This window comes from Acidovorax sp. GW823-FHT01C06 (assembly GCF_058798375.1).
On record NZ_JBXAKN010000002.1, the window covers coordinates 71,593 to 92,206 of the forward strand.

Sequence of the window (20,614 nt, forward strand, 5' to 3'; positions counted from 1 at the left end):
GGGCGAGCGGCCATGCACGGGCAGCGGCTTTGTCGTTGTGGTTGTGGGCCGACGAAGTGCATGGTGAGAATTTGGATAATTGTCACAATTGTAGGCCTGCGGCACTGGCGGCAGGCTGACGTACTGAAAGGCACCCTGCTCCATGCACACGCGCACCGTTTTTTTCGTCTCGGACGGCACCGGCATCACCGCCGAAACCTTCGGCAATGCCATTTTGGCGCAGTTCGAGATGAAGCCGCGCCATGTGCGCCTGCCCTTCATCGACACCGTGGACAAGGCCCACCAGGCGGTGCGGCAGATCAACCACACGGGCGAGGTCGAGGGAAAGAAGCCTGTGGTCTTCACCACCCTTGTCAACATGGAAGTGCTCAAGGTCATCCAGGAAGGCTGCAAGGGCATGCTGCTGGACATGTTCGGCACCTTCGTGCACCCGCTGGAAGAAGAACTGGGCATCAAGTCGCACCACCGTATCGGCCGCTTCAGCGACGTGAGCCGCAGCAAGGAATACACCGACCGCATCGAGGCCATCAACTTCAGCCTGGCGCACGACGACGGCCAGAGCAACCGTGACTTGGCGGGTGCCGACGTGATCCTGGTGGGCGTGAGCCGCAGCGGCAAGACACCGACCAGCCTGTACCTGGCCATGCAGTGCGGCCTCAAGGCGGCCAACTACCCGCTGATCCCCGAAGACTTCGAGCGCCGCCAGCTGCCCCCCGCGCTGGTGCCGTTTCGCAGCAAGATCTTCGGCCTGACCATCAGCCCCGACCGCTTGGCCGAAATCCGCGCGGAGCGCCGTCCCAACTCCCGCTACGCCAGCCTGGAGAACTGCCGCATGGAAGTCTCCGAAGCCGAGGCCATGATGCGCCGCGCGGGCATCCGGTGGTTGTCCACCACCACCAAGTCCATCGAAGAGATCGCCACGACCATCCTGCAGGAGATCCGGCCGGAGCGGCTGGTGTACTGAGGGGCGAACCGCCGAGCGTTTGCGCCGAACGCGTCGCACCCCGTCGCTTGATTAAAAAAGGCTCTAGCGCTTGATCAGCAATATCTGATAGCTATTAATATGTGAGCGATTGGGAGCACTAACCTCGACCGCTCCCCTGCGCGTGGATCGCTTTGTGCGGCATCGCGCCCCCGGAGCCTCGTTAAAAAAACCCGCATCCTTCACGTTGCCCTGGTGCCCTGGTGTCTTTTGCAGCCGCCGCAATGGTGGTGCTGTTCGTCGGCAAACGTTGGTACGACTACGTGCACAAGGCCACTTCGCCCTACGACGAAGTGGGGCTCGAACTGAACTCCAGGGCGCCAGCGCCCCTGAACCGCCAGGGCTGCGCGCAACTGCAGGAACGCTTTGCCCGGGTCGTGCCACCCTACGGGTGCGCTACCGGCGATGGACGTCAGTGGAAGTAGGCCGGCCCTGAGGGCGAATCCACGCGCAGCAGCTGGCGGGGTCATGCCGCCAGCCTGCAGCACGCTGAATGAGCGCGCGCCTACTTCACCGCGAACCGCACATTCGCCGGCTTCTTGCCCGGCAGCGCCACCAGCGCCACCACCTTGGTGCCCGCGGCCACCTTGAACGTGCCCTTGGCTTCCAGCCGGCCTTCTCCCGCTGGCACCAGCACCGCCTCGGATTTTTCCGTACCGTTCAGCAGCGTGAGCTTGGCGTTCACGCCTTCGGTCCGGGCGGGCTTGCCGTGGTCGCGCAGGTGCAGCGTGAGGAGGTCGGGCTTGGCCACGAGTTCGTAGTCCATGTCATTGGCTTCCACGACGATGCCGCCATGCAGCGGCTTGTGTTCGTGCCCGTGGGCGTGGTCGCCTGCCGCAAAGGCAGTGCCACAGAATGCGAGGGCCAGGGTGGCGAGAAGATGTTTCGTTGTCATGGTGATCCTTTCAAAGGGAGGATGGGAACAGGGAACAGGGTCAGAACGCCTCGGCGTTCTTGTCGTCCAGAAGACGCTCGGCGTCGCGGCGGCCGAACAGCCAGAACAGGGCCGGGGTGAGGAAGGTGTCGAGCAGGGTCGAGCTGATCAGGCCCGAGAAGATCACCACCGCCACCGGGTGCAATATCTCGGTGCCGGGGCGCTCGGCCTCCAGCAGCAGCGGCGCCAGCGCGAAGGCCGTGACCAGGGCGGTCATGAGCACGGGAGAGAGTCGCTCCAGCGAGCCGCGCACGATCATCGCGGTGTCGAAGTTCTCGCCTTCCACGCGCATCAGGTTCAGGTAGTGGCTGACCTTGAGGATGCCGTTGCGCACCGAGATGCCCGCCAGCGTGATGAAGCCGATCAGCGCCGCCACCGACAGCGGCTGGCCCGAGATCCACAGCCCCAGCACGGCCCCCACCAGCGCCAGCGGGATGTTGGCCATGATCAGCGCCGACAGCGTGGCCGAGCGGTAGCGTGTGTACAGCACCACGAACATCAGCACCAGCGAGACCACGGCCAGCATGCCCACCAGGCGGCTGGCCTCTTCCTGCGCCTGGAACTGGCCGCCCAGGGTGATGAAGTAGCCGTCCGGCAGGCGCGTATCACCCACCACCTTGCGGATGTCGGCCACCACGTCGGACAGTGCCCTGCCCTGCGCATTGGCCGAGAGCACGATGCGCCGCTTGCCATCGTCGCGACTGATCTGGTTGGGGCCGTCGCCGTCCTCGATGCTCGCCAGGCGCGACAGCGGCACGCGCCCGCGCGGAGTCTCGATCATGATCTGCGCCAGGCCATCGAGCGAGCGCGCACTCTCGGGCAGGCGCACCACCAGCGCAAAGCGCCGGCTGCCTTCCACGATCTGCGTGACCTTTTCGCCCTCCACCAGGCCCTGCAGCGTGGCCAGCACCTGCGCGGCCGGCACGCCGTACTGCGCGGCGGCGGCGTGGTCCACGCGCACGGTGATCTGCGGCGCCAGCACCTGCTTTTCCACCTCCAGGTCGGCCAGGCCGTCGATGCTGGCCAGGCGCGCGCGCAGCGCATCGGCCTGGCCGCGCAGGGTATCCAGGTCCTCGCCGAAGAGCTTGATCGCGATCTGCGAACGCACGCCCGAGAGCATGTGGTCGATGCGGTGCGAGATCGGCTGGCCGATGGCGATGGCCGCCGGCATCTGCGCCAGCCGGCTGCGGATGTCGGCCTGCACCTCGGCCATGCTGCGTGTGAGCTCGGACGCTGGCAGCAGACCCACATCGAGCTCGCTCACGTGCACGCCCTCGGCATGCTCGTCCAGCTCGGCCCGGCCACTGCGCCGACCCACGTGCGTGACCTCGGGCACCTGGCGCACCAGCACCTCGGCCTGGCTGGCCAGGGCGGTGGACTCGGCCAGCGTCACGCCCGGGTTCAGGCGCATGCCGATGAGCAGCGTGCCCTCGTTGAACGGCGGCAAGAAGGTCGTCGGAAAGAACGGCACCGCCGCCACCGACAGGACCACCGCCACCCCGCTCACCGCCATGGCCATGCGCGGACGTGCCAGCACCCGGGTGAGCCCACGGCGGTAGCGCGCCTTGAGCCAGGCCACCACGCGCGTGTCGCCATGGTCGAGGTTCTTCATGCGCGGCAGCAGGTAGAAGGCCAGCACCGGCGTGACGGTGACCGACACCAGCAGCGAAGCCACGGTGGAGACGATGAACGCGATGCCCAGCGGCACGAACAAACGCCCCTCGATGCCCGGCAGCGCAAACAGCGGCAGGAACACCAGCACGATGATGGCCGTGGCGTAGAGGATGCCCGAGCGCACCTCCATCGACGCGAGCTTGACCACCTCCAGCGGGTGCAGCCGGTGGTTCGGGTGCTTCGAGCGGTCCATCTTCAGGCGCCGCAGCACGTTCTCCACGTCCACCACCGCATCGTCCACCAGGCCACCGATGGCAATGGCTAGGCCGCCCAGCGTCATGGTATTGATCGACAGGCCGAAGTACTTGAACACCAGCGCCGTGATGAAGATCGACACCGGGATGGCCGTGAGCGCGATCACCGTGGGCCTGAGCGTGCCCAGGAACACGAACAAAATCACCGCCACGAACACCGAGGCGCCCATGAGCTTGCCCTGCAGGGTGGTGACCGAGGCCTCGATGAAGCTCGCCTGGCGGAAGGTGACGCGCGGCGCCTCCATGCCTGCGGGCAACGACTTCTTCAAATCACCCAGCGCCGACTCGATGCTGCGCGTGAGCGCGATGGTGTCGGCCGTGGGCTGCTTCTGGATGCCGAGGATCACGGCCGGCTTGCCCTCGAAGCCCGCATCGCCGCGCTTCAGGGCCGCAGCAAATGTGACCTCGGCCACCTGGCGCAGCAGCACGGGCTGGCCGTTCCTTGCGGTGAGCGCCAGGTTCTGCAGATCCTCCAGGCGCGAGGTGCGGCCCAGGTGGCGGATCAGGTACTCGCGCCCGTTAAGCTCCAAAAAGCCACCCGAAGTGTTGCTGGAGAAGCCCTTGAGCGCCCCCGTGAGCTGGTCGTGCGTGATGCCCAGCTCCGCCATGCGCGCCGTGTTGGGCTGCACCTGGAACTGGCGCACCTCGCCGCCGATGGGGATCACCTGCGCCACGCCGGCAATCGCCAGCAGGCGCGGACGCAGCACCCAGTCGGCGTACTCGCGCACGGCCATGGGCGTGGTGCGCTGCACGTCGATGGGGATCGCCACCTGCATGATCTCGCCCATGATGGAGCTGATGGGCCCCATGCGCGGCGTGACGCCCGCGGGCAACCCCTCCTCCATGGACGACAGGCGCTCGGACACCATCTGCCGCGCGCGGAAGATGTCCGTGCTCCAGTCGAAGGTGACGTAGATGAAGGACAGGCCCGCGCTGGAGGTGGAGCGCACGCTCTCCACGCCGGGCAGGCCGTTCATGGTCGTCTCCAGCGGGAAGGTGATGAGCTGCTCCACCTCCTCGGCGGCCATGCCGCCGGCCTCGGTCATCAGCGTGACGGTGGGCTTGTTGAGATCGGGGAACACGTCCACCGGCGTGCGCGACAGCGTGAAGGCGCCATAGGCCATCAGCACGCCCGCCGCGATGAGCACCAGCAGCCGGTTGGCCAGGCTGCTTTCGAGTAGCCACTTGAACATTGCGTGGTTTCCTTCAACGGACCTGGTTGATCAGCGTGGCGCCCTGCGTGGCCACGCGGTCACCGGCCTTGAGGCCCGAGGTCACGGCCACCGAGGTGCCGTCGAGGGGCACGTAGGTGACGACGCGCGGCACGAAACGCTCGGGCGACTCCTTGACCCAGACGATGGTCTGGTTCGCGGGATTGCGCAGCAGCGAAGCCACGGGCACCTGCACGCCAACGGCCTGCTCGGTGGATTGCACGAATACGCGCACGGGCTGGCCCAGGGCCAAGGTACCGAGCACGGCCGAGTCGCCGGCAAACTGCAGCGGCAGCGCCTGGTCGCGCAGGCTGCGCGCCGCGCCCAGAAAACGCAGCGGCACGCGCTGCCCGCCCACGGCCAGCGCGGCGCCGGCCACGCTGTGGGCCTGCGCCGTGTCGTAAGCCAGGGCTTCGACGCGCAGGCGCGTGGGGTCCACCACCTCGAACACCAGCTCGCGCGCATCCACCACCTGCCCTGCCACGGCATTGGCCGAGGCGATGACACCCGAGACGGGCGCCACCAGCGCATCGCGGGTCGAAAGGCCCGCCCCCACCGCGCCCAGGCGCTGGGTGACGCTTTGCAGCTCGCTCTCGGCCGCCTCGATGTCCTTGCGCGGCACGGTGTCCGACAGGTCCTTCAAACGCGCCACGCGGCGTGCCGCCAGGTCGCGTGCAGCACGCAGCTCGGCCTGCTGGGCCAGTTGGTTGGAGCGCTCGATGGCGCCCGCCGTGGGCACCACGTAGGCCAGCACCTCGCCCTTGCGCACCGCCTGGCCCACGCCGGGCAGGCCCTTGGGCCCGGCCTCCAGCCGGCCGGCCAGCGCGGCCTGCACCTTGCCGCCAGCGTTGGGGTCCATGACCACCGTGCCGGCCAGCTCGAAGGCCTTGGGGTGCCGGCCCTCGGCGGCCACCAGGGTGCGCACGCCGAGTTGGCGCTGCGCAGGCTTGGGCAGGAAGACGCTGCCATCGGGCTGGCGTTTGGGGCCGTTGCCGTCGGCCGCCGCGGGCGCGTCGCCATGGTCATGGCCTTCACCGGCACGCGCCACCAGCGGGGCGCACAGCGCAGCGGCCATCGCCAGGGCCACGACGGAATGGAGAGAGGTCAGGCGCTTCATGCTGCACCTCCCAGGCGCTGGGCGCGCGCGGCGCGGCCACGCCGCAGGCCCCACGCCAGGGCCAGGGCTGCCAGCACGGCGGCCACGGCACCGGCGACCAGCGCGTTGCGCCGGCCCGTGGGCTCGGCGTGGGCCTGGGCCGCGGCGTGCACGTCGATCTCGCCGGCCAGCAGGTCGGTATCGTTGCCGGCGACGACGGTGGCGGTGACGGGGCTCACGCCCTCGGCCAGCGGTGCGGTCAGCGCGGCCTGGAACTCGCCGTCGGCCACGCGGGTCACGGGCACGCGCGTGCCGGCGATGTCGATCTCCAGCTGGGCCTCCTTGACCGGGCTGTTGTCGCCCGCATGGTCCAGGTAGAGCGCCAGTTTTTGCCCGTCGAGCACGCCCACCAGCTCGAACAGGTCGGAGGTGGCGGCAAAGCGCGGTATCGCAGGGCCGGCTGCGGCGGCGGGGGCTTCGCCATGGTCATGGCCATCGCCAGCCAGTGCCCACGACGGCGCCAGGCCCAGCACCAAGGCCAGGGCCAGCGCGGAAGGAAGAGAAAGGAGTTGCATGGTGATCACAAACAGGGTGTCGGGATGGATAGGGCGCTCACTGCGGCAACAGGCCCAGGGCCTGGCGCAAGGTGGAGACGGCGGCCGCCGCATCGATGCGGGCACGCGCCAGCTGGCGCTCGGCCTGCACGGCTTCCAGCTCCACGCGCAGGCGCGTGGGCCAGTCGGCTTCGCCCAGGCGGAAGGCCTTGTCGACGAAACCGCGCGTATCGCGGGCCAGTGCCGCATGGCGGGCCATGGCGTCGCGCTGGGCTTGCGTGGCTTTCACGCGGGCCGTGGCCGCGGCCAGGTCGGCGGCCAGGCGGTCCTGCTCGGCGCGGGCGCGCACCTCGGCGTCCAGCGCGTCGGCACGGGCCGCTGTCTCCTTGGCGCGCGCCCGGTCGCCACCGCCCAGGGGCACGCGCACGCCGACCGTGAAGCTTTGGAGGTAGCGCTCGCCGGCCTGCTCGCGCCCGCGCGTGGCGGCCACGGTCAGCTCGGGGTTGGCACGGGTCTGCACGGCGGCCAGGTCGGCGGCGCGGCGCGCCACTGCGGCCTGGTCGTTCCAGTCCGCCACCGCCGGGTGGTCGGTGGGCAGGCCGGCTGCTGGCAGCGCTTCGGCCTCGGGCTCGGCACCGTCGGCCAGCACCCCGTTGCCGCCCCATGCCACCAGGGCTGCCTGGGCCACATCGCGTGCGCCCGTGGCCTCGGCCACCGCGGCTTCGGCCTGGGCCACGGCACCATCGGCCTGGGCCTGGTCGGCACGCGACATGTCTCCGGCCTGAAAGCGCCGCGCCACGTCGGCCGCCAGGCGCTGCGCGTTGTGCAGCCGGTCCTGCGCCAGGCCCAGTTCTGCCTGCGCGCGCTGCAGGGTCCACCAGGCCTCGCGCACGGCGGCGGCCAATTGCAGCTGCGCGGCCAGGCGGCGGCTTTCCACGGCCTTGATCTCGGCATCGCCCAGCGCGGCCTTGCGGGCGCGCTCGCCGGGCAGCCACAGCGGCAGGGCCACGCCCATCTCCACTTCGCGGTTGCCCTGGTTGCTGCCGGGGCGGTCGGTCTTGGCCTGCAGCTCCAGCGCGGCGGGTTCGGCCGTCCAGGACGATGCACCGCTGCGCGCGGCCTGTGCCGATTCGCGCCGCAGCGCGGCCGACTGCGCCTCGGGCTGGCGCTCCCAGGCCCTGTCGAACAAGGCCTTGAGCGTGAGCGGTGGCGCCGGCGTCTGGGCCAGCGCAGCACTGCCGGCCAGCGCCCACCCCAGGGCCACGGCCGCCATGCACAGCCGTGGTGTGTGGTTCGTTCTTCTCGTTCGTTGCATCCGATTCCTCTGCAATGGCCGGGGGCCACGGGGTTGAAATCGGCAAGGCACGACGATGTCCGGCGCACAAGCACGCGCCGCCGCCGCTCGCGAGAGCTGCGTGGAATCGTCAGGAAGGGGCTACCCGGTGCCCCGCCTCGCCGCTCAGGCGAGGACGGACCAGTTGGGACGTTCGGGGCGTGAGAGGGGTGGATGCACCCAGGCAGGTGCCACCAGGGAAACAGGGCGGGCGACCGAGACCACGATGGCCTGGGCACCCGCGCTCAGCGCCATGCCGCTGCCCACGCCGTGGCAGGCATGGCAGTCCATGTCGGCCGTGCCGGTGGTGGCCAGGGCCTTGTGGTCCTGAGTTTCGCTGGCCTGGGATGGCTCGGCCGGCACATCGGCCCGGTGCTCGTGCACATGGTGGCCAAAGTGCGATGCCTGCGGCGCTGCCTCGTGCCCGCAATACGGCGATGCAGCCGCCCAGATGGACTGGAGCGGCATGAACAGCAGCAAAAAGACGAGGAGCAGGCGGCGCATGGTGGTGTGCGCGCATTCTAGTGACAAGATGGCGCGGTGCAGCATGCGCAACCGTGCATATCCCCATGCGACCAAGGGGAAGACGGGAGCAGATGACCAAATCGTCATGTCGGCTTCATCCGGCCGCCACGAGAAACTGCGGCGTGCCGTCGCTGGCGCGCACTTCGGAACACTCCACACCCCACACGCGCGCGATCGCCGCCGCGTCCAGCGTTTGCCCCACGGACCCCACGTCGCAGCGCCCGGCCCCCATCAGCACCACGTCGTGCGCATAGCGCAGCGCCAGGTTCAGGTCGTGCAGCACCGCCACCACGCCGATGCCCTGCTCCACCGCCCAGCGGCGCACCAGGGCCATGGCCTGGTGCTGGTGCGCCAGGTCGAGCGCGGCGGTGGGCTCGTCGAGCAGCAGCCAGCGCGTGGCGCCATCGGGCCGGGGCTCCCAGATCTGCGCCAGCGCCCGGGCCAGGTGGGCGCGGGCCCGCTCGCCGCCCGACAAGGTGTTCACGCCGCGCGCCGCCAGGTGGACCACGCCGGTGGCCTCCATGGCATCGCGGGCGATGCACGCCTCGTTCCGGCTGGGCGACTGGCGGTGCGGAAAGCGGCCCATCTCCACCACCTCCTGCACCGTGAAGTCGAAGGCCACCGCCGTCTCTTGCGGCAGCACGGCGCGCAGGCGCGCCAGCTCCAAGGCACCAACCGCAGTGAGCGCCCGGCCCCTCAGGCTGACCGAGCCCGAGCGCGGCGCGCGCTGGCCCGACAGCATGGACAGCAGCGTGGATTTGCCCGCGCCATTCGGCCCCAGGATGGCGGTGAAGCGGCCAGGCGCCAGGCGCGCATGCACGGTCGCCAGCAGCGGCAGGCCGGGCAGGCCCACCGCCAATTGATCGCACACCAGCGGATCGCCGGGATGGAGCGGGCCTGCTCTCATACCTTGCTCCTGAATTGGCGCAGCATGGCCAGGAACAAGGGCACACCGATGAAGGCGGTGAGCACGCCCAGCGGCAACTCGGCCGGCTTGACGATGGTGCGCGCCACCACGTCGGCCGCCAGCACCAGCGCGGCGCCCAGCAGGGCCGATCCCGGCAGCACCACGCGGTGATCCGGCCCGGCCACCAGGCGCACCCAGTGCGGCGCCACCAGGCCGATGAAGCCGATGATGCCGGTGGCCGCCGTGACGGCCCCCACGGCGAGCGCCGTCACCAGCACCGCCAGGCGCTTGGTGCGCTCCACCGGCACGCCCAGCAGCGCGGCCTGCGCCTCGCCCAGCGCAATCGCATTGAGCGGGCGCGCCAGCGCCAGGCCCAGGCCGCAGGCCACCGCCACGATGGATCCCACCAGCGCCACGGCGCTCCAGCGCGCGCCGCCCAGGCTGCCCAGCAGCCACATCTGGATGTTGCGCAGTTGCTCGTCGGTGGAGATGAAGTTGAGGTAGCCCAGCCCCGCCAGCGCCAGCGCATTGACCGCCACGCCCGCCAGCAGCATCAGCCCCATGCGCGTGGCGCCATCGGCTTGCGCCAGCCCATAGATCAGCGCCGTGACCACCAGGCCACCGCCAAAGGCCATGGTCACCAGCGACCAACTGCCGAGCGTGCGCGGCATGTCGGGCAGCCAGTGCATGCCGAGCACGATGGTGAGCGCAGCAGCCAGCGCGGCGCCGCTGCTCACGCCGATCAGGCCGGGGTCGGCCAGCGGGTTGCGAAACAGCCCCTGCATCAGCGCACCCGCCAGCCCCAGGCCCGCCCCGGCCGCCACGCCCATCAACAGGCGTGGCAGCCGGATGTTGATGAACACCAGGTATTCCGGTGCCTGTTCGGCAGAAGGCGCCAGCCCCACGGCCTGCAGCAGCACCTGCCACAGCTGGGCGGGCGCGATGGCGTACGCGCCCTGGGTGCTGGCCCAGGCCAAGGCCAGCACCACCAGTGCCGAGCCCACGGTCAGCGCGGTGCGGGGCGACAGGCGCCCCGCGGTCCAGCGCGCACCCGGCTGCGCCACGGACAGGCCGCTCACGCCGTGATCGCCTGCATGCGGGTGTGCACCTCGCGCACGGCCCCGGGCAGGCGCGGACCAAAGCCCAGCAGCTGGCTGGCCTCCATCGTCACCAGGGCCTTGTGGCGGAAAGCGGGCGTGAGCGCCAGTTCCGGCCGCTGCCAGAACGCGGCCTCGCCGCCCAGCGCCTCGATGCCCTGCGTGCTGTTGAGCAGCACCTCGGGCGCGGCGCTGGCCATGGCCTCGGCCGTGAGCGGCCGGTAGCCCGCGAACTGCGTGATGGCGTTGGTGCCGCCCGCAAAGCGGATCAGCGCATCGGCCGCCGTGCCGGTGCCCGCCACCATGGGGCTGCCGCCGTGCGACAGGATGAAGATCGCGCGCGGGCGGCGCGCGGACGCGGCCACCAGCTTGTGCACCGCCGCCCACTGCGCATCCAGGTCCGCCTGCAGGGCCGTGGCCTCGCGCTCGCGGCCGGCCACGCGGCCCACGGTGGCCACCTTGCGCTGCACTTCGTCCCAGGTGTGGTCGGCCTTGACCAGCTCCACCCGCACCCCGGCGCTGCGCACCTGGTCCAGCACCACGGGCGGGCCGGCCTCGGTGGTGCCCACCACGGCGTCGGGCTTGAGGGACAGCAGCCCCTCGGCCGAGAGCTGGCGCATGTAGCCGACCTTGGCGGTCTTGAGCGCGGCCTCGGGGAACAGGCTGGTGGTGTCGGTGCCCACCAGCTGGCCTTGCGCGCCCAGCAGGTAGACCACCTCGGTCAACGCACCGCCCAGCGAGACGATGCGCGCCGGGCTGGCCGCGACTGCGCGCTCCGCGCCCACCACAGACAGCAGCGGCAGCGCTGCCATGCCGCGCAGCAGCTGCCTGCGCGCCGTGTCGGTCAGGCCATCACGCAGCATGGACCACCTCATCTTGCTGCGCCTGCGGCAGCCGCGCCACCAGGTCGCGCCAGCCCTGCAGCTCGGGCTTGCCGGGCTTGCGCGCACCGAAGAACATGGCCATCAGCTCGCCCGCATGGTCGAACGCCTCGACGGAGGTGACGACGCCATCGGCCGTCGGCTTTTCCACCACCCACACGCTGGCCACCATGTCGGTACGCAGGTGCAGGTTGAAGCCTGCGTCCAGCACGTTGATCCACTGGGCGTGCGGTGTGTCGAGCGGCTTTATGTTGCGCACCGGCCCGGTGTGGATCTGGATGCAGCCGCCGCTGCCCACGAACACCATGATGGGCAGTCCGTCCACCGCGGCCTCGTCCAGCAGGCGCGATACCGCTTGCGGTTCGGCGCGCCACGCGAACTGGCCTTCGACCAGGCGAAAGCTCTGCTGACGCTCCACGCCGAATTTCCTGGTCAGGCCGAAGAACTCGTGTGTGTCCTGCATGGCACCCCAGGCCTCGCGCAGGCCGTCGGCGTCGATGTCGGCATCGGGCCGCACCGCTTCCGGCGCGGGCGCCTTGCCGAACACATAGCCCGCGCTGGGCTGCGCGAAGCGGTTCACCACCGCATCGAACGCCGCCAGGTCGGTGGCCTCGCGCGTGAAGATCTTGTGCACGGCGCGGCCCTGCGCGTTGTAGAACTGCAGGCTGCGCGATGGCGGCCTGGCGGGGTCGTTGGCCAGCTCGGTCACGGCAAAGCCAGCATGCCACTGCGCGAAGAACAGGCGCAGATCGATGTCTTCGCCCAGCGCGATGCCCACCGGGCCTGTGGCCGACACGTTGGTGTAAATGCCGGTCTTCTCATGCACCACGCCTTCATTGCGCGTGAGGGCCATCAAGGGGCCGCAGGCCTCGAGCGCCTGCAGCATCTCCAGCCACGAACCCTGCAGCGGCACGGCCTTGAGCGGGTGGCCATGCTCGCCCGCGTGGGCCGCCACCGCAGCGCCTTCCGAGAGCCCCAGGCTCTCGGCCGCATCCTTGGCGCGCTTGCCGGCAGCACGTGCGGTGGCGAACTGCGCGCGAATGTCGGGTGCGGCCAGGGGCGCGGAGGCTGGAGTGCCCGGGGTGTTCGTCACGGCGCGGCTCATTGCACGGCCTCCGGCGCGGTGTGCCACAGCACGCGGCGCTGCTCTGCGGCCACCAGTGCGGCGCTGGCGGCGGTGTCCTGGCGCGCCTTGCACTGCTGTTCCCAACGGCCTTGCAGGCTCCAGACCACCGTGCGGAAGTGGGCGGTGAAGCCGTCGGCGTCGGCCAGCATCTGCAGGTTGGCCGATATCTTGCGGCCCATGGCGTCGCGGTGGGTGTCGCAGCAGGCCTGCACGTAGCCCGTCATCAGGGCGAGCGTGCCGGCCAGCAGCGCCTCGGCGCACGGCAGGCTGTACTCCTCGTCGCAGTGGGCGCTGGCATCGGAGGCATTGGAAGGGTCGGGAACGTGGCTCATGGGTGTTCTCCTTGATGGGTGGCCTTGGAACGTGTTCACGTGGGTGCTCAGAAGTCCGCCACCAGCGACACCCGCACGGAGCGGCCGGGCTGGCTGTAGGCGTCGATGAAGTTGGCGTTGGCGGCCAGGCCGCGCACGTCGGCCCAGCGCCAGTGCTTCCTGTCGGTCAGGTTGTAGATGCCGAGGTTCAGGCGCAGGTCCTTGCGGATGCGCCATTGGCCCGACAGGTCGAGCACCGTGTACGACGGTGTGAGGTATTGCGTGCTGCCCGTCGCCACGGTCACGTCGCTGGCCTTCTTGGCCGTGCTGTGGGTGGCATCCAGGCGCGCCATCCAGTGGCCGGTGTCGTAGCGCAGGCCGGCAGACAGGCGCGATGGGTCCACCGTGTTCACCGGCCTGCCGGTGGCGGTATCGCGCCCGCGCGTCTGGCCGTAGCTGAACGGCGATGTCCATTGCCCGCCGGCCCACCGGCCCCAGCGCATGTCGCCCTTGACCTCGAAGCCATTGAGCTTGACGCGGCCGATGTTGACCGACTGGAACACCAGCGGGTTGCCCGGCGCACCGGTGCCACCCACCTGGCGCAGGTCCTCGATGAAGTCCTTGTAGCGGCCGGTGAAGGCGGCGGCCTCGATGGAAAGGCTCTCCAAACGGCCGCGCACGCCCAGCTCGAAGTTCTGACTCTTTTCGGGGCGCAGGTTGGCGTTGGGCACGGTCTTGTAATTGCTGACCGGGTTCTCGAAGAAGGCGTTGACCTGGCCCGCGTTGGGCGCACGGAAGCCCGCCGCGTAGTTGCCGAACACGCTCCACTGCTCGCTGGCGCGGTACAGCACGCCGAACTTGGGCGAGGTGGCATTGCCCGACAGGGACACGGCCTGCGCGCCAAAGCCCGCCTGGTCGGCCTTGATGCGGAAGCTGTCGAAGCGCACGCCCGGCGTGATGCTCCAGGGGCCGGTCACGAACTCGTCCTGCACATACAGGGCCGCGCTTGTCTCGGTGGTGTCCGGAAAGCGCTTGAGCGGGAAGGTCTCGCCCACGGGCGGGGTCACGCCGGTCTGCAGGTTCTCGACCCTGGCGGACGTGTAGTCAAAACCGTAGGTGATCTTATGCACCAGGCCGCCAGCGCCCGACCGCAGCACCTTGCTGCCCTGCAGGTTGGCCTGCCAGGTGCGCTCGTCGTAGGTCACGTCGCGCACGCGGTCCGCAGCGGTGTTGCGGTCTTCGGTGACGTACTCGCGCGAATGCGAGTCCTGAAAACTCAGCGTTGCCTTCACGTCGTCGGCCAACGCCGAGTTCAAACGCCAAGAGCCCTCCCACGTCGCACGGCTGCGCTGCATGTCGGTGAACGACGTGGAGCCCAGCACCGACGTGGCCGCCAGCGGCGGCTTGGAGCGCGCGGTCAGCAGCTCGTAGTCGGAGGTCTTGTCCACATGCTCCAGCGTGAACACATGGCGCTGGCCGCCGCCCGGCGTGAGGACGACCTTGCCCAGCAGCGCGCCGCTCTGGTCCTTTTGCGGGTTGGGACGGGTGCGGTCGGCATTGGCCGCGCTGTTGGTACCCATGTTGTCGAGGTCGCTGGCGCGCGTGACGTTGCCGCCCAGCAGCCACTGCACCGTGTCGCCCGCCTTGCCCGCCACCGTGGCGCCCACGCGCTTGCCGTGGTCGTCACCGTCGTAGCCCAGGCTCACCCGGCCGCCAATGCGCTTGTCGCCCTCCAGGAATGCCGAAGGATCTGCAGTGATGAAATTGACCAGGCCCGCCATGCCGTCCGACCCGTACAGCGCCGACGTGGCCCCACGCACGACCTCGATGCGCTGCAGCAGGCCGATGTCCAGGTAGTCGCGCCCGAAGGCGTTGGCGCTGAAGACGTAGCTGCGCGGCAGGCGGATCCCGTCCACCATCATCAGCACGCGGTTGCCGTCCAGGCCGCGGATGTTGAAGCCCGCGTTCTGCTCGCGCCCCGTGGAGCCGCTGGCCAGCGTGAAGCGCGCCGGCGAGCGCGTGACCGACACGTTGGGCAGCTCGCGCGCCACATCGCGGATGTCGCGCACCTGGCCTTCTTCGATGGCCTGCGCGTTGATCACGTCGATGCTCATGGGCAGCTCGTCGCGGTCCTGCTCGCTGCGCGAGCCGCTGATGACAACCTCCTTGAGCACCGGACCCGCAGCCACCAGCTGGGCCACATCTTGCGCATGCGCGCTGCCGATGGCGGCACATGCACAGGCCACCAGCCACGTGAGCGGCCGCAGACGGCCTTGCAGCCATTGATCGGAGGGGTGCGCCTGTGCGCGCCGGGAAGAAAACGGAGGGGTACGGAATGCCTGCGCCACGGAGGGGAGTCCTTCTCTGAAACGACAACGAATACAGAGCTGGCTCCATGCAGACGGTCCTGGCTTCTGCGGGCAGCAGAAAGGGCCGTTGTGGCTGGCTGATGGGGTGAATTATATGAGAATAATTCTCAATACGTAACCAGATTTACAACCACACGGCGCCAGCCGCTCCCCAAGACACGGCGGGCCCACAAAAAAAGCGACCGGCCGCACAACACAGCCGGTCGCTCATCTATTAATAGCTGCCAGCGCTTTACCATCAAGCGCTGCAGGCCATTTTCAATCAAACATCAAACGGTTTCCGCCACTGTTTCCGCAGCCGGGGCACCCGCAGGCGCGGCCGCCACCACCGGCATGCGGATCAGGTGGTCGAACGCGCTCAGCGCGGCCTTCGACCCATCGCCCGCAGCGATCACGATCTGCTTGAACGGCACCGTGGTGCAGTCCCCCGCCGCGAACACGCCGGGCAGGTTGGTGCGGCCGTGCGAGTCGACGATGATCTCGCCGAACCTGGACAGCTCCACCGTGCCCTTGAGCCATTCGGTGTTGGGCACCAGGCCGATCTGCACGAACACGCCTTCGAGCTGCACCAGGTGCTCCACGCCCGTGGCGCGGTCCTTGTACTTGAGGCCGTTGACCTTGCCGTCGGCACCGGTGATCTCGGTGGTCTGCGCGTTGGTGTGGATGGTCACGTTGTGCAGGCTCTTGAGCTTGTTGACCAGCACGGCGTCCGCCTTGAGCTGGTCGGCGAACTCCACCAGCGTGACATGGGCCACGATGCCGGCCAGGTCGATGGCGGCCTCGACTCCCGAGTTGCCGCCGCCGATGACCGACACGCGCTTGCCCTTGAACAGCGGGCCGTCGCAGTGCGGGCAGTAGGCCACGCCCTTGTTCTTGTACTCGGCTTCGCCGGGCACGTTGACATTGCGCCAGCGCGCGCCGGTGGACAGGATCACCGTCTTCGATTGCAAGGTGGCGCCGTTGGCCAGCTTCACACCGATCAGGCCGCCGGGCTGGGCCGCGGGGATCAGCTGGTCGGCGCGCTGCAGGTTCATGATGTCCACGTCGTAGGCACGGGTGTGGGCTTCCAGGGCAGCGGCGAACTTGGGTCCGTCGGTTTCCAGCACGGAGATGTAGTTCTCGATGGCCAGCGTGTCGTTGACCTGGCCGCCGAAGCGCTCGGCCGCCACGCCGGTGCGGATGCCCTTGCGGGCGGCGTACACGGCGGCCGCGGCGCCGGCGGGGCCGCCGCCGACGATGAGCACGTCGTACGGTGCCTTGGCCAACAGCTTGGCCGCGTCACGGGCGGCGGCGCCGGTGTCGAGCTTGGCCACGATCTCCTCGACCGACATGCGGCCCGAGGCGAACACCTGGCCGTTCATGAACACCATGGGCACGGCCATGATCTCGCGGTCGGCCACTTCCTGCTGGAAGGCGCCGCCTTCGATCACGGTGGTCTTGATCTTGGGGTTGACGATGGCCATGAGCGACAGCGCCTGCACCACGTCCGGGCAGTTGTGGCAGGTCAGGCTCATGTAGACCTCGAAGTTGAAGTCACCGTCGAGCGCGGCGATCTGCTCGATCACCTCGGGCTCGACCTTGGGCGGGTGGCCGCCGGTCCACAGCAGGGCCAGCACCAGCGAGGTGAATTCGTGGCCCAGGGGCAGGCCGGCAAAACGCAGCGAATTCGTGCTGCCCACGCGCTGCAGGCTGAACGAGGGCTTGCGCGCGTCGTTGCCGTCGGTGCGCAGCGTGATCTTGTCGCTGCGCAGGGATTGGATGGTCGTCAGCAGCTCGCGCATCTCGCGGGCGGTTTCGCTGTCGTCCAGGGAAGCCACCAGTTCGAACGGCTGCGTCACGCGCTCCAGGTAGGCGGAAAGCTGGGTCTTGAGTTGTTCGTCGAGCATGGTGGTGTCCTTTCGAGTTGTGACTTGCAGGGTGGGGGCTGGGGCTGCTTGTGGCAAGCCCGGCACCGCAAAGGTAGGTGAAAAAGGCGTAAAAAAGCCGGACGGCATGGCGCGCGTGCGCCATGGCGCTGTCCGGCTGGGGAGCGCCCGCAGCGCTCTGCCGAATCAGTGTCCGCTCAGATCTTGCCGACCAGGTCCAGCGAAGGAGCCAGGGTCTTGGCGCCGTCGTTCCACTTGGCGGGGCAGACTTCACCGGGGTGGGCGGCGGTGTACTGGGCAGCCTTGAGCTTGCGCACGGTTTCCTTCACGTCGCGGGCGATCTCGTTGGAGTGGATTTCGGACGTCTTGATGATGCCGTCGGGGTTGACCACGAACGTGCCGCGCAGTGCCAGGCCTTCTTCAGGGATGTGCACGCCAAACGCGTTGGTCAGCTGGTGCGTAGGGTCGCCGACCAGGGGGAACTTGGCCTTGCCCACGGCGGGCGAGGTTTCGTGCCACACCTTGTGCGAGAAGTGCGTGTCGGTCGTGACGATGTAGACCTCGGTGCCAGCCTTCTGGAACTCTGCGTAGTGCTCGGCGGCGTCTTCGATTTCGGTCGGGCAGTTGAAGGTGAAGGCTGCGGGCATGAAGATCAGCACGGACCACTTGCCCTTCAGGTCGGCTTCGGTCAGGTCGATGAATTCACCCTTGCCATTGCGGTTGACGAAAGCGGTGGTCTTGAACGGCTGAACTTGCGTATTGATCAGGGACATTGCTGTTTCCTTGTTGGTGGTTGAGTGAACAGGACTGAAGTCTAGGCCTTTCCAGACCATCAATCCAATTAATTGATTAGATCAAATCAATTGCCAATAACTATACATCGAGACTGAAACCGGAAGATCCTCCACCCCCGGTCCACAGGGGAACATGCCCAACCATTGCGCCTTGTCAAATATTCAAATACAACTCATTCTCAGTTGAATTTATGATCTGCTCCAGGGGCGCAAGGCACATCCATCTCCGCACGGCTCACGTGGGGCGTGGCCCCACCGGCCCCCGCGCGCTGGATGGAAAAGCGCAAGCAGCTCATAAACTCATAGCAAAGAACCGAATCCGCCATGTTCCAGACCCTCTTGATCTGTTTCCGCGAGGGGCTTGAAGCCCTGCTTGTCGTGGCCATCGCCACCTTGTATCTGCGCAAGACCGGGCGCCTGGCGCTGCTGCTGCCACTGCGCGCCGGTGTCGTGGTGGCGGTGCTGCTGTCGCTGGTGCTGGGCTGGGTGCTGTCGCAGGTGGGCGCGCTGTCACCCGCGGCCGAGGGGGTGATGGCCCTGGTGGCCGCGGCCGCCGTCGCCTGGTGCGTGGTGCACATGCGCAGCGCCGGCAAAGGCATGGGACAGGAGATCGCCCAGCGCATCGACCGCGCCAGCGTGCTGGAGGGCCCGCGCGCCGCCCTGGCCGTGTTTCTGTTCTCGCTGTTCATGGTGGGCCGCGAAGGCGTGGAGACCGCCACGATGCTGGCCGCGCTGGCCCGCAGCGCCGAGCTGGGCTACATGGCCTGGGGCGGCATCGCCGGCCTGGCCCTGGCCATCGCCATTGCATGGGCCTGGACGCGCTACGGCCGTGCGGTGAACCTGGGCCGCTTCTTCCGCGTGACCTCGTGGTTCATGGCGGTGTTCGCGGTCCAGCTCGTGGTCTATGCCTTCCATGAATTCACCGAAGGCGCGCTGATTCCGGGCATCGACAACGCCTGGTGGCATGCCGCCACCGAGGATCTGGCCGAAGGCACGGTGGCCCAGGCGATCTCGCTGGCCCTGGTGCTGGTCCCCACGCTGTGGCTGGGCATTGCGCACTGGCGCGACCAGCAGCGTGCCGGGCAACCCACGGCCACGCCAGCGCGCCCGTCCGCCAAGGCGCTGTAGACCGCTGGCAGGCCAGGCCGCCACACGCGGCCCGCCGATGCACCGGGCCCTGGGTCATCACACCCAGGGCCTCTTTTTTTGGCGGGAAGCGGCATGGCGCCGCGCACGAAGCCCGCCCCGGCCGCGCTCGGCGCACGGCCCACCCGCGCGGGAATGCGAACACAACTCAGCATCACACGCACCCCGTGCGCCCCCGCAGGGGATTGCCTTGCGCCTGCTGACGCAGGTCACGACAATCGGGCGGAATCAACACAATAAGGAGTCCCCATGAAAGGTGACGCACAGGTCATTGGCCATCTGCAGGCCCAGCTCAAGAACGAGCTCACGGCCATCAACCAGTACTTCCTGCACTACCGCATGCTCAAGCACTGGGGCTTCGACAAGCTGGCCAAGAAGGAGTACTCCGAATCCATCGGCGAGATGAAGCATGCCGACTGGCTGATGGACCGCATCTTCATGCTCGACGGCCTGCCCAACCTGCAGGACCTCGCCAAGCTCCAGGTCGGTGAAGACGTGCCAGAGATCCTGGCCTGCGACCTGCGCTCCGAACAAGGCGCCCAGGCCACCATCAAGGAAGGCATGGCCCATTGCGAAAGCGTGCGTGACTACGTCTCGCGCGACCTCCTGCAAAAGATCCTGGATGACACGGAAGAGCACATCGACTTCATCGAAACCCAGATCGACCTGATTGACAAGGTCGGCCTGCAGAACTACCTGCAGTCGCAGATGGGCGACGCAGACTGAAGCAAGAGTTCACCAGAGCGCTCCACGAAAAAAACCACCAACGAAGAAATCAGAAAAACGGGCCCTGGCCCGTTTTTTTGTGTCCGCGCGAAGGCAGGGCCGCATCGCCCTGCAGTCACAGGATGTTGCAACTGCACATCAAAGCCGCCAAAGTTGTGCCGCAATGAATGCGAATGCTTCTCAACAAAAGTAGAATGCGTTCTTACGACCGGCGCCCGCCCTTCCCTGCCCACCTCTTCCCCAGACCTGATGGCATGGAGTGCGCGTTGCGCCCGGGTGCCGTGATTGATTCCCTGAATACCTAGCCAGCCAGTCAGCCGGGCCCTGCCCCGCTGCAGCCAGCGTTTGTACGTTTGTTGTGTCCAAACCTGCCTGGAGCCTTCCTGATGCTGCGCCGCACCGCCAGCCCCTGCCTGCCCGGGGCCTCCGCTTCTTTCCGATCGCCCGGATCACCTGCTGACAGCCGCGCCCCGGCTGGCACGCCATGAAGACCGCGCGTGTCGACTGGCGCTACCGGCTGGCCATCACCTCCCGCGCCGTGGCGGCCATCGGAGGCGGCTATGCGCTGGCGGCGGGGTTCGCGGCCGCGTTGTCGCTGGGGCTGGCGCAGTTCATGCCGCGGGTCGAGGCCGTGCTCACGGCCACCATGCTGGCCTGGCTGGCCTACGCCATGGCCGCGGGCTGGGCTTTCTATGCCCGCACCGCCCTCGGTGCATGGGCAGGCACCCTGCTGCCCGCGCTGGTACTGGGCGCCTGCGCCATGGCGCCGCAATGGATGAAGGCCGCCGCATGAACGCCACCACACTGACACCCGACGCGTCCGCAGACA

Annotated in this window: 19 protein-coding genes; 5 read left to right on the forward strand and 14 right to left on the reverse strand. The window is 68.5% G+C overall.

Annotation, left to right across the window (positions count from 1 at the left end; translation table 11 throughout):
• The first annotated feature begins 142 nt into the window (after nucleotides 1-142).
• Both ppsR and AC1RCS_RS05930 read left to right on the forward strand, forming a co-directional pair.
• Nucleotides 143-964: a posphoenolpyruvate synthetase regulatory kinase/phosphorylase PpsR gene (gene ppsR / locus AC1RCS_RS05925; protein WP_492244040.1), complete on the forward strand. Its 822-nt coding sequence runs from the start codon at nucleotides 143-145 to the stop codon at nucleotides 962-964.
• Nucleotides 965-1,185: 221 nt separating this feature from the next.
• Entirely contained in the window at nucleotides 1,186-1,407 is a 222-nt protein-coding gene (locus AC1RCS_RS05930) for a hypothetical protein (protein ID WP_369642881.1), read from the forward strand.
• 80 nt (nucleotides 1,408-1,487) lie between these two features.
• Here AC1RCS_RS05930 and AC1RCS_RS05935 read toward each other — a convergent pair whose 3' ends face one another.
• The 14 genes from AC1RCS_RS05935 to ahpC all read right to left on the reverse strand — a co-directional run bounded on the left by AC1RCS_RS05935 (nucleotide 1,488) and on the right by ahpC (nucleotide 17,892).
• Nucleotides 1,488-1,877: a hypothetical protein gene (locus AC1RCS_RS05935; protein WP_492244041.1), complete on the reverse strand. Its 390-nt coding sequence runs from the start codon at nucleotides 1,875-1,877 to the stop codon at nucleotides 1,488-1,490.
• A 40-nt stretch (nucleotides 1,878-1,917) separates the two neighbouring features.
• On the reverse strand, nucleotides 1,918-5,037 hold the full coding sequence (locus tag AC1RCS_RS05940; protein ID WP_492244042.1) for an efflux RND transporter permease subunit: 3,120 nt from the start codon (nucleotides 5,035-5,037) through the stop codon (nucleotides 1,918-1,920).
• Between the two features lie 13 nt (nucleotides 5,038-5,050).
• A complete protein-coding gene (locus tag AC1RCS_RS05945) occupies nucleotides 5,051-6,172 on the reverse strand; it encodes an efflux RND transporter periplasmic adaptor subunit (RefSeq protein ID WP_369642883.1) in 1,122 nt (373 codons plus the stop codon).
• Nucleotides 6,169-6,726: a hypothetical protein gene (locus AC1RCS_RS05950; RefSeq protein ID WP_369642884.1), complete on the reverse strand. Its 558-nt coding sequence runs from the start codon at nucleotides 6,724-6,726 to the stop codon at nucleotides 6,169-6,171. The genes AC1RCS_RS05945 and AC1RCS_RS05950 overlap by 4 nt, the downstream gene beginning before the upstream one ends.
• 37 nt (nucleotides 6,727-6,763) lie before the next feature.
• Nucleotides 6,764-8,020 (reverse strand): TolC family protein, encoded by a 1,257-nt coding sequence (locus AC1RCS_RS05955; RefSeq protein ID WP_369642885.1) that lies wholly within the window; start codon nucleotides 8,018-8,020, stop codon nucleotides 6,764-6,766.
• A 144-nt stretch (nucleotides 8,021-8,164) separates the two neighbouring features.
• Nucleotides 8,165-8,542 carry a hypothetical protein gene (locus AC1RCS_RS05960; protein ID WP_369642886.1) on the reverse strand — a complete coding sequence of 126 codons (378 nt, stop codon included), beginning with the start codon at nucleotides 8,540-8,542 and terminating at the stop codon, nucleotides 8,165-8,167.
• A 115-nt stretch (nucleotides 8,543-8,657) separates the two neighbouring features.
• A complete protein-coding gene (locus AC1RCS_RS05965) occupies nucleotides 8,658-9,470 on the reverse strand; it encodes a heme ABC transporter ATP-binding protein (protein ID WP_369642887.1) in 813 nt (270 codons plus the stop codon).
• Nucleotides 9,467-10,549: a FecCD family ABC transporter permease gene (locus AC1RCS_RS05970; RefSeq protein WP_369642888.1), complete on the reverse strand. Its 1,083-nt coding sequence runs from the start codon at nucleotides 10,547-10,549 to the stop codon at nucleotides 9,467-9,469. The genes AC1RCS_RS05965 and AC1RCS_RS05970 overlap by 4 nt, the downstream gene beginning before the upstream one ends.
• Nucleotides 10,546-11,430, reverse strand: a complete 885-nt coding sequence (locus AC1RCS_RS05975; RefSeq protein ID WP_218340231.1) for a heme/hemin ABC transporter substrate-binding protein — start codon at nucleotides 11,428-11,430, stop codon at nucleotides 10,546-10,548. The genes AC1RCS_RS05970 and AC1RCS_RS05975 overlap by 4 nt, the downstream gene beginning before the upstream one ends.
• Complete coding sequence (locus tag AC1RCS_RS05980; protein ID WP_492244043.1) at nucleotides 11,420-12,553, reverse strand: hemin-degrading factor; 1,134 nt, start codon at nucleotides 12,551-12,553, stop codon at nucleotides 11,420-11,422. Before AC1RCS_RS05980 ends, AC1RCS_RS05975 begins: the two co-directional genes overlap by 11 nt.
• A complete protein-coding gene (locus AC1RCS_RS05985) occupies nucleotides 12,550-12,906 on the reverse strand; it encodes a hypothetical protein (protein ID WP_218295404.1) in 357 nt (118 codons plus the stop codon). The genes AC1RCS_RS05980 and AC1RCS_RS05985 overlap by 4 nt, the downstream gene beginning before the upstream one ends.
• Before the next feature lie 47 nt (nucleotides 12,907-12,953).
• Nucleotides 12,954-15,164 carry a TonB-dependent hemoglobin/transferrin/lactoferrin family receptor gene (locus tag AC1RCS_RS05990; protein ID WP_492244248.1) on the reverse strand — a complete coding sequence of 737 codons (2,211 nt, stop codon included), beginning with the start codon at nucleotides 15,162-15,164 and terminating at the stop codon, nucleotides 12,954-12,956.
• Between the two features lie 359 nt (nucleotides 15,165-15,523).
• Nucleotides 15,524-17,140 carry an alkyl hydroperoxide reductase subunit F gene (gene ahpF / locus AC1RCS_RS05995; RefSeq protein WP_492244044.1) on the reverse strand — a complete coding sequence of 539 codons (1,617 nt, stop codon included), beginning with the start codon at nucleotides 17,138-17,140 and terminating at the stop codon, nucleotides 15,524-15,526.
• A gap of 176 nt (nucleotides 17,141-17,316) precedes the next feature.
• Complete coding sequence (ahpC, locus tag AC1RCS_RS06000; RefSeq protein WP_218340229.1) at nucleotides 17,317-17,892, reverse strand: alkyl hydroperoxide reductase subunit C; 576 nt, start codon at nucleotides 17,890-17,892, stop codon at nucleotides 17,317-17,319.
• 345 nt (nucleotides 17,893-18,237) lie between these two features.
• Between ahpC and AC1RCS_RS06005 the strand changes: the two genes are divergently transcribed.
• From AC1RCS_RS06005 to AC1RCS_RS06015, 3 genes are all read left to right on the forward strand, one after another.
• Entirely contained in the window at nucleotides 18,238-19,041 is an 804-nt protein-coding gene (locus AC1RCS_RS06005; RefSeq protein WP_492244045.1) for an FTR1 family protein, read from the forward strand.
• A 267-nt stretch (nucleotides 19,042-19,308) separates the two neighbouring features.
• Nucleotides 19,309-19,785: a bacterioferritin gene (gene bfr / locus AC1RCS_RS06010; protein WP_218295408.1), complete on the forward strand. Its 477-nt coding sequence runs from the start codon at nucleotides 19,309-19,311 to the stop codon at nucleotides 19,783-19,785.
• 484 nt (nucleotides 19,786-20,269) lie between these two features.
• On the forward strand, nucleotides 20,270-20,578 hold the full coding sequence (locus AC1RCS_RS06015; protein ID WP_492244046.1) for a DUF3649 domain-containing protein: 309 nt from the start codon (nucleotides 20,270-20,272) through the stop codon (nucleotides 20,576-20,578).
• The last annotated feature ends 36 nt before the right edge of the window (nucleotides 20,579-20,614 follow it).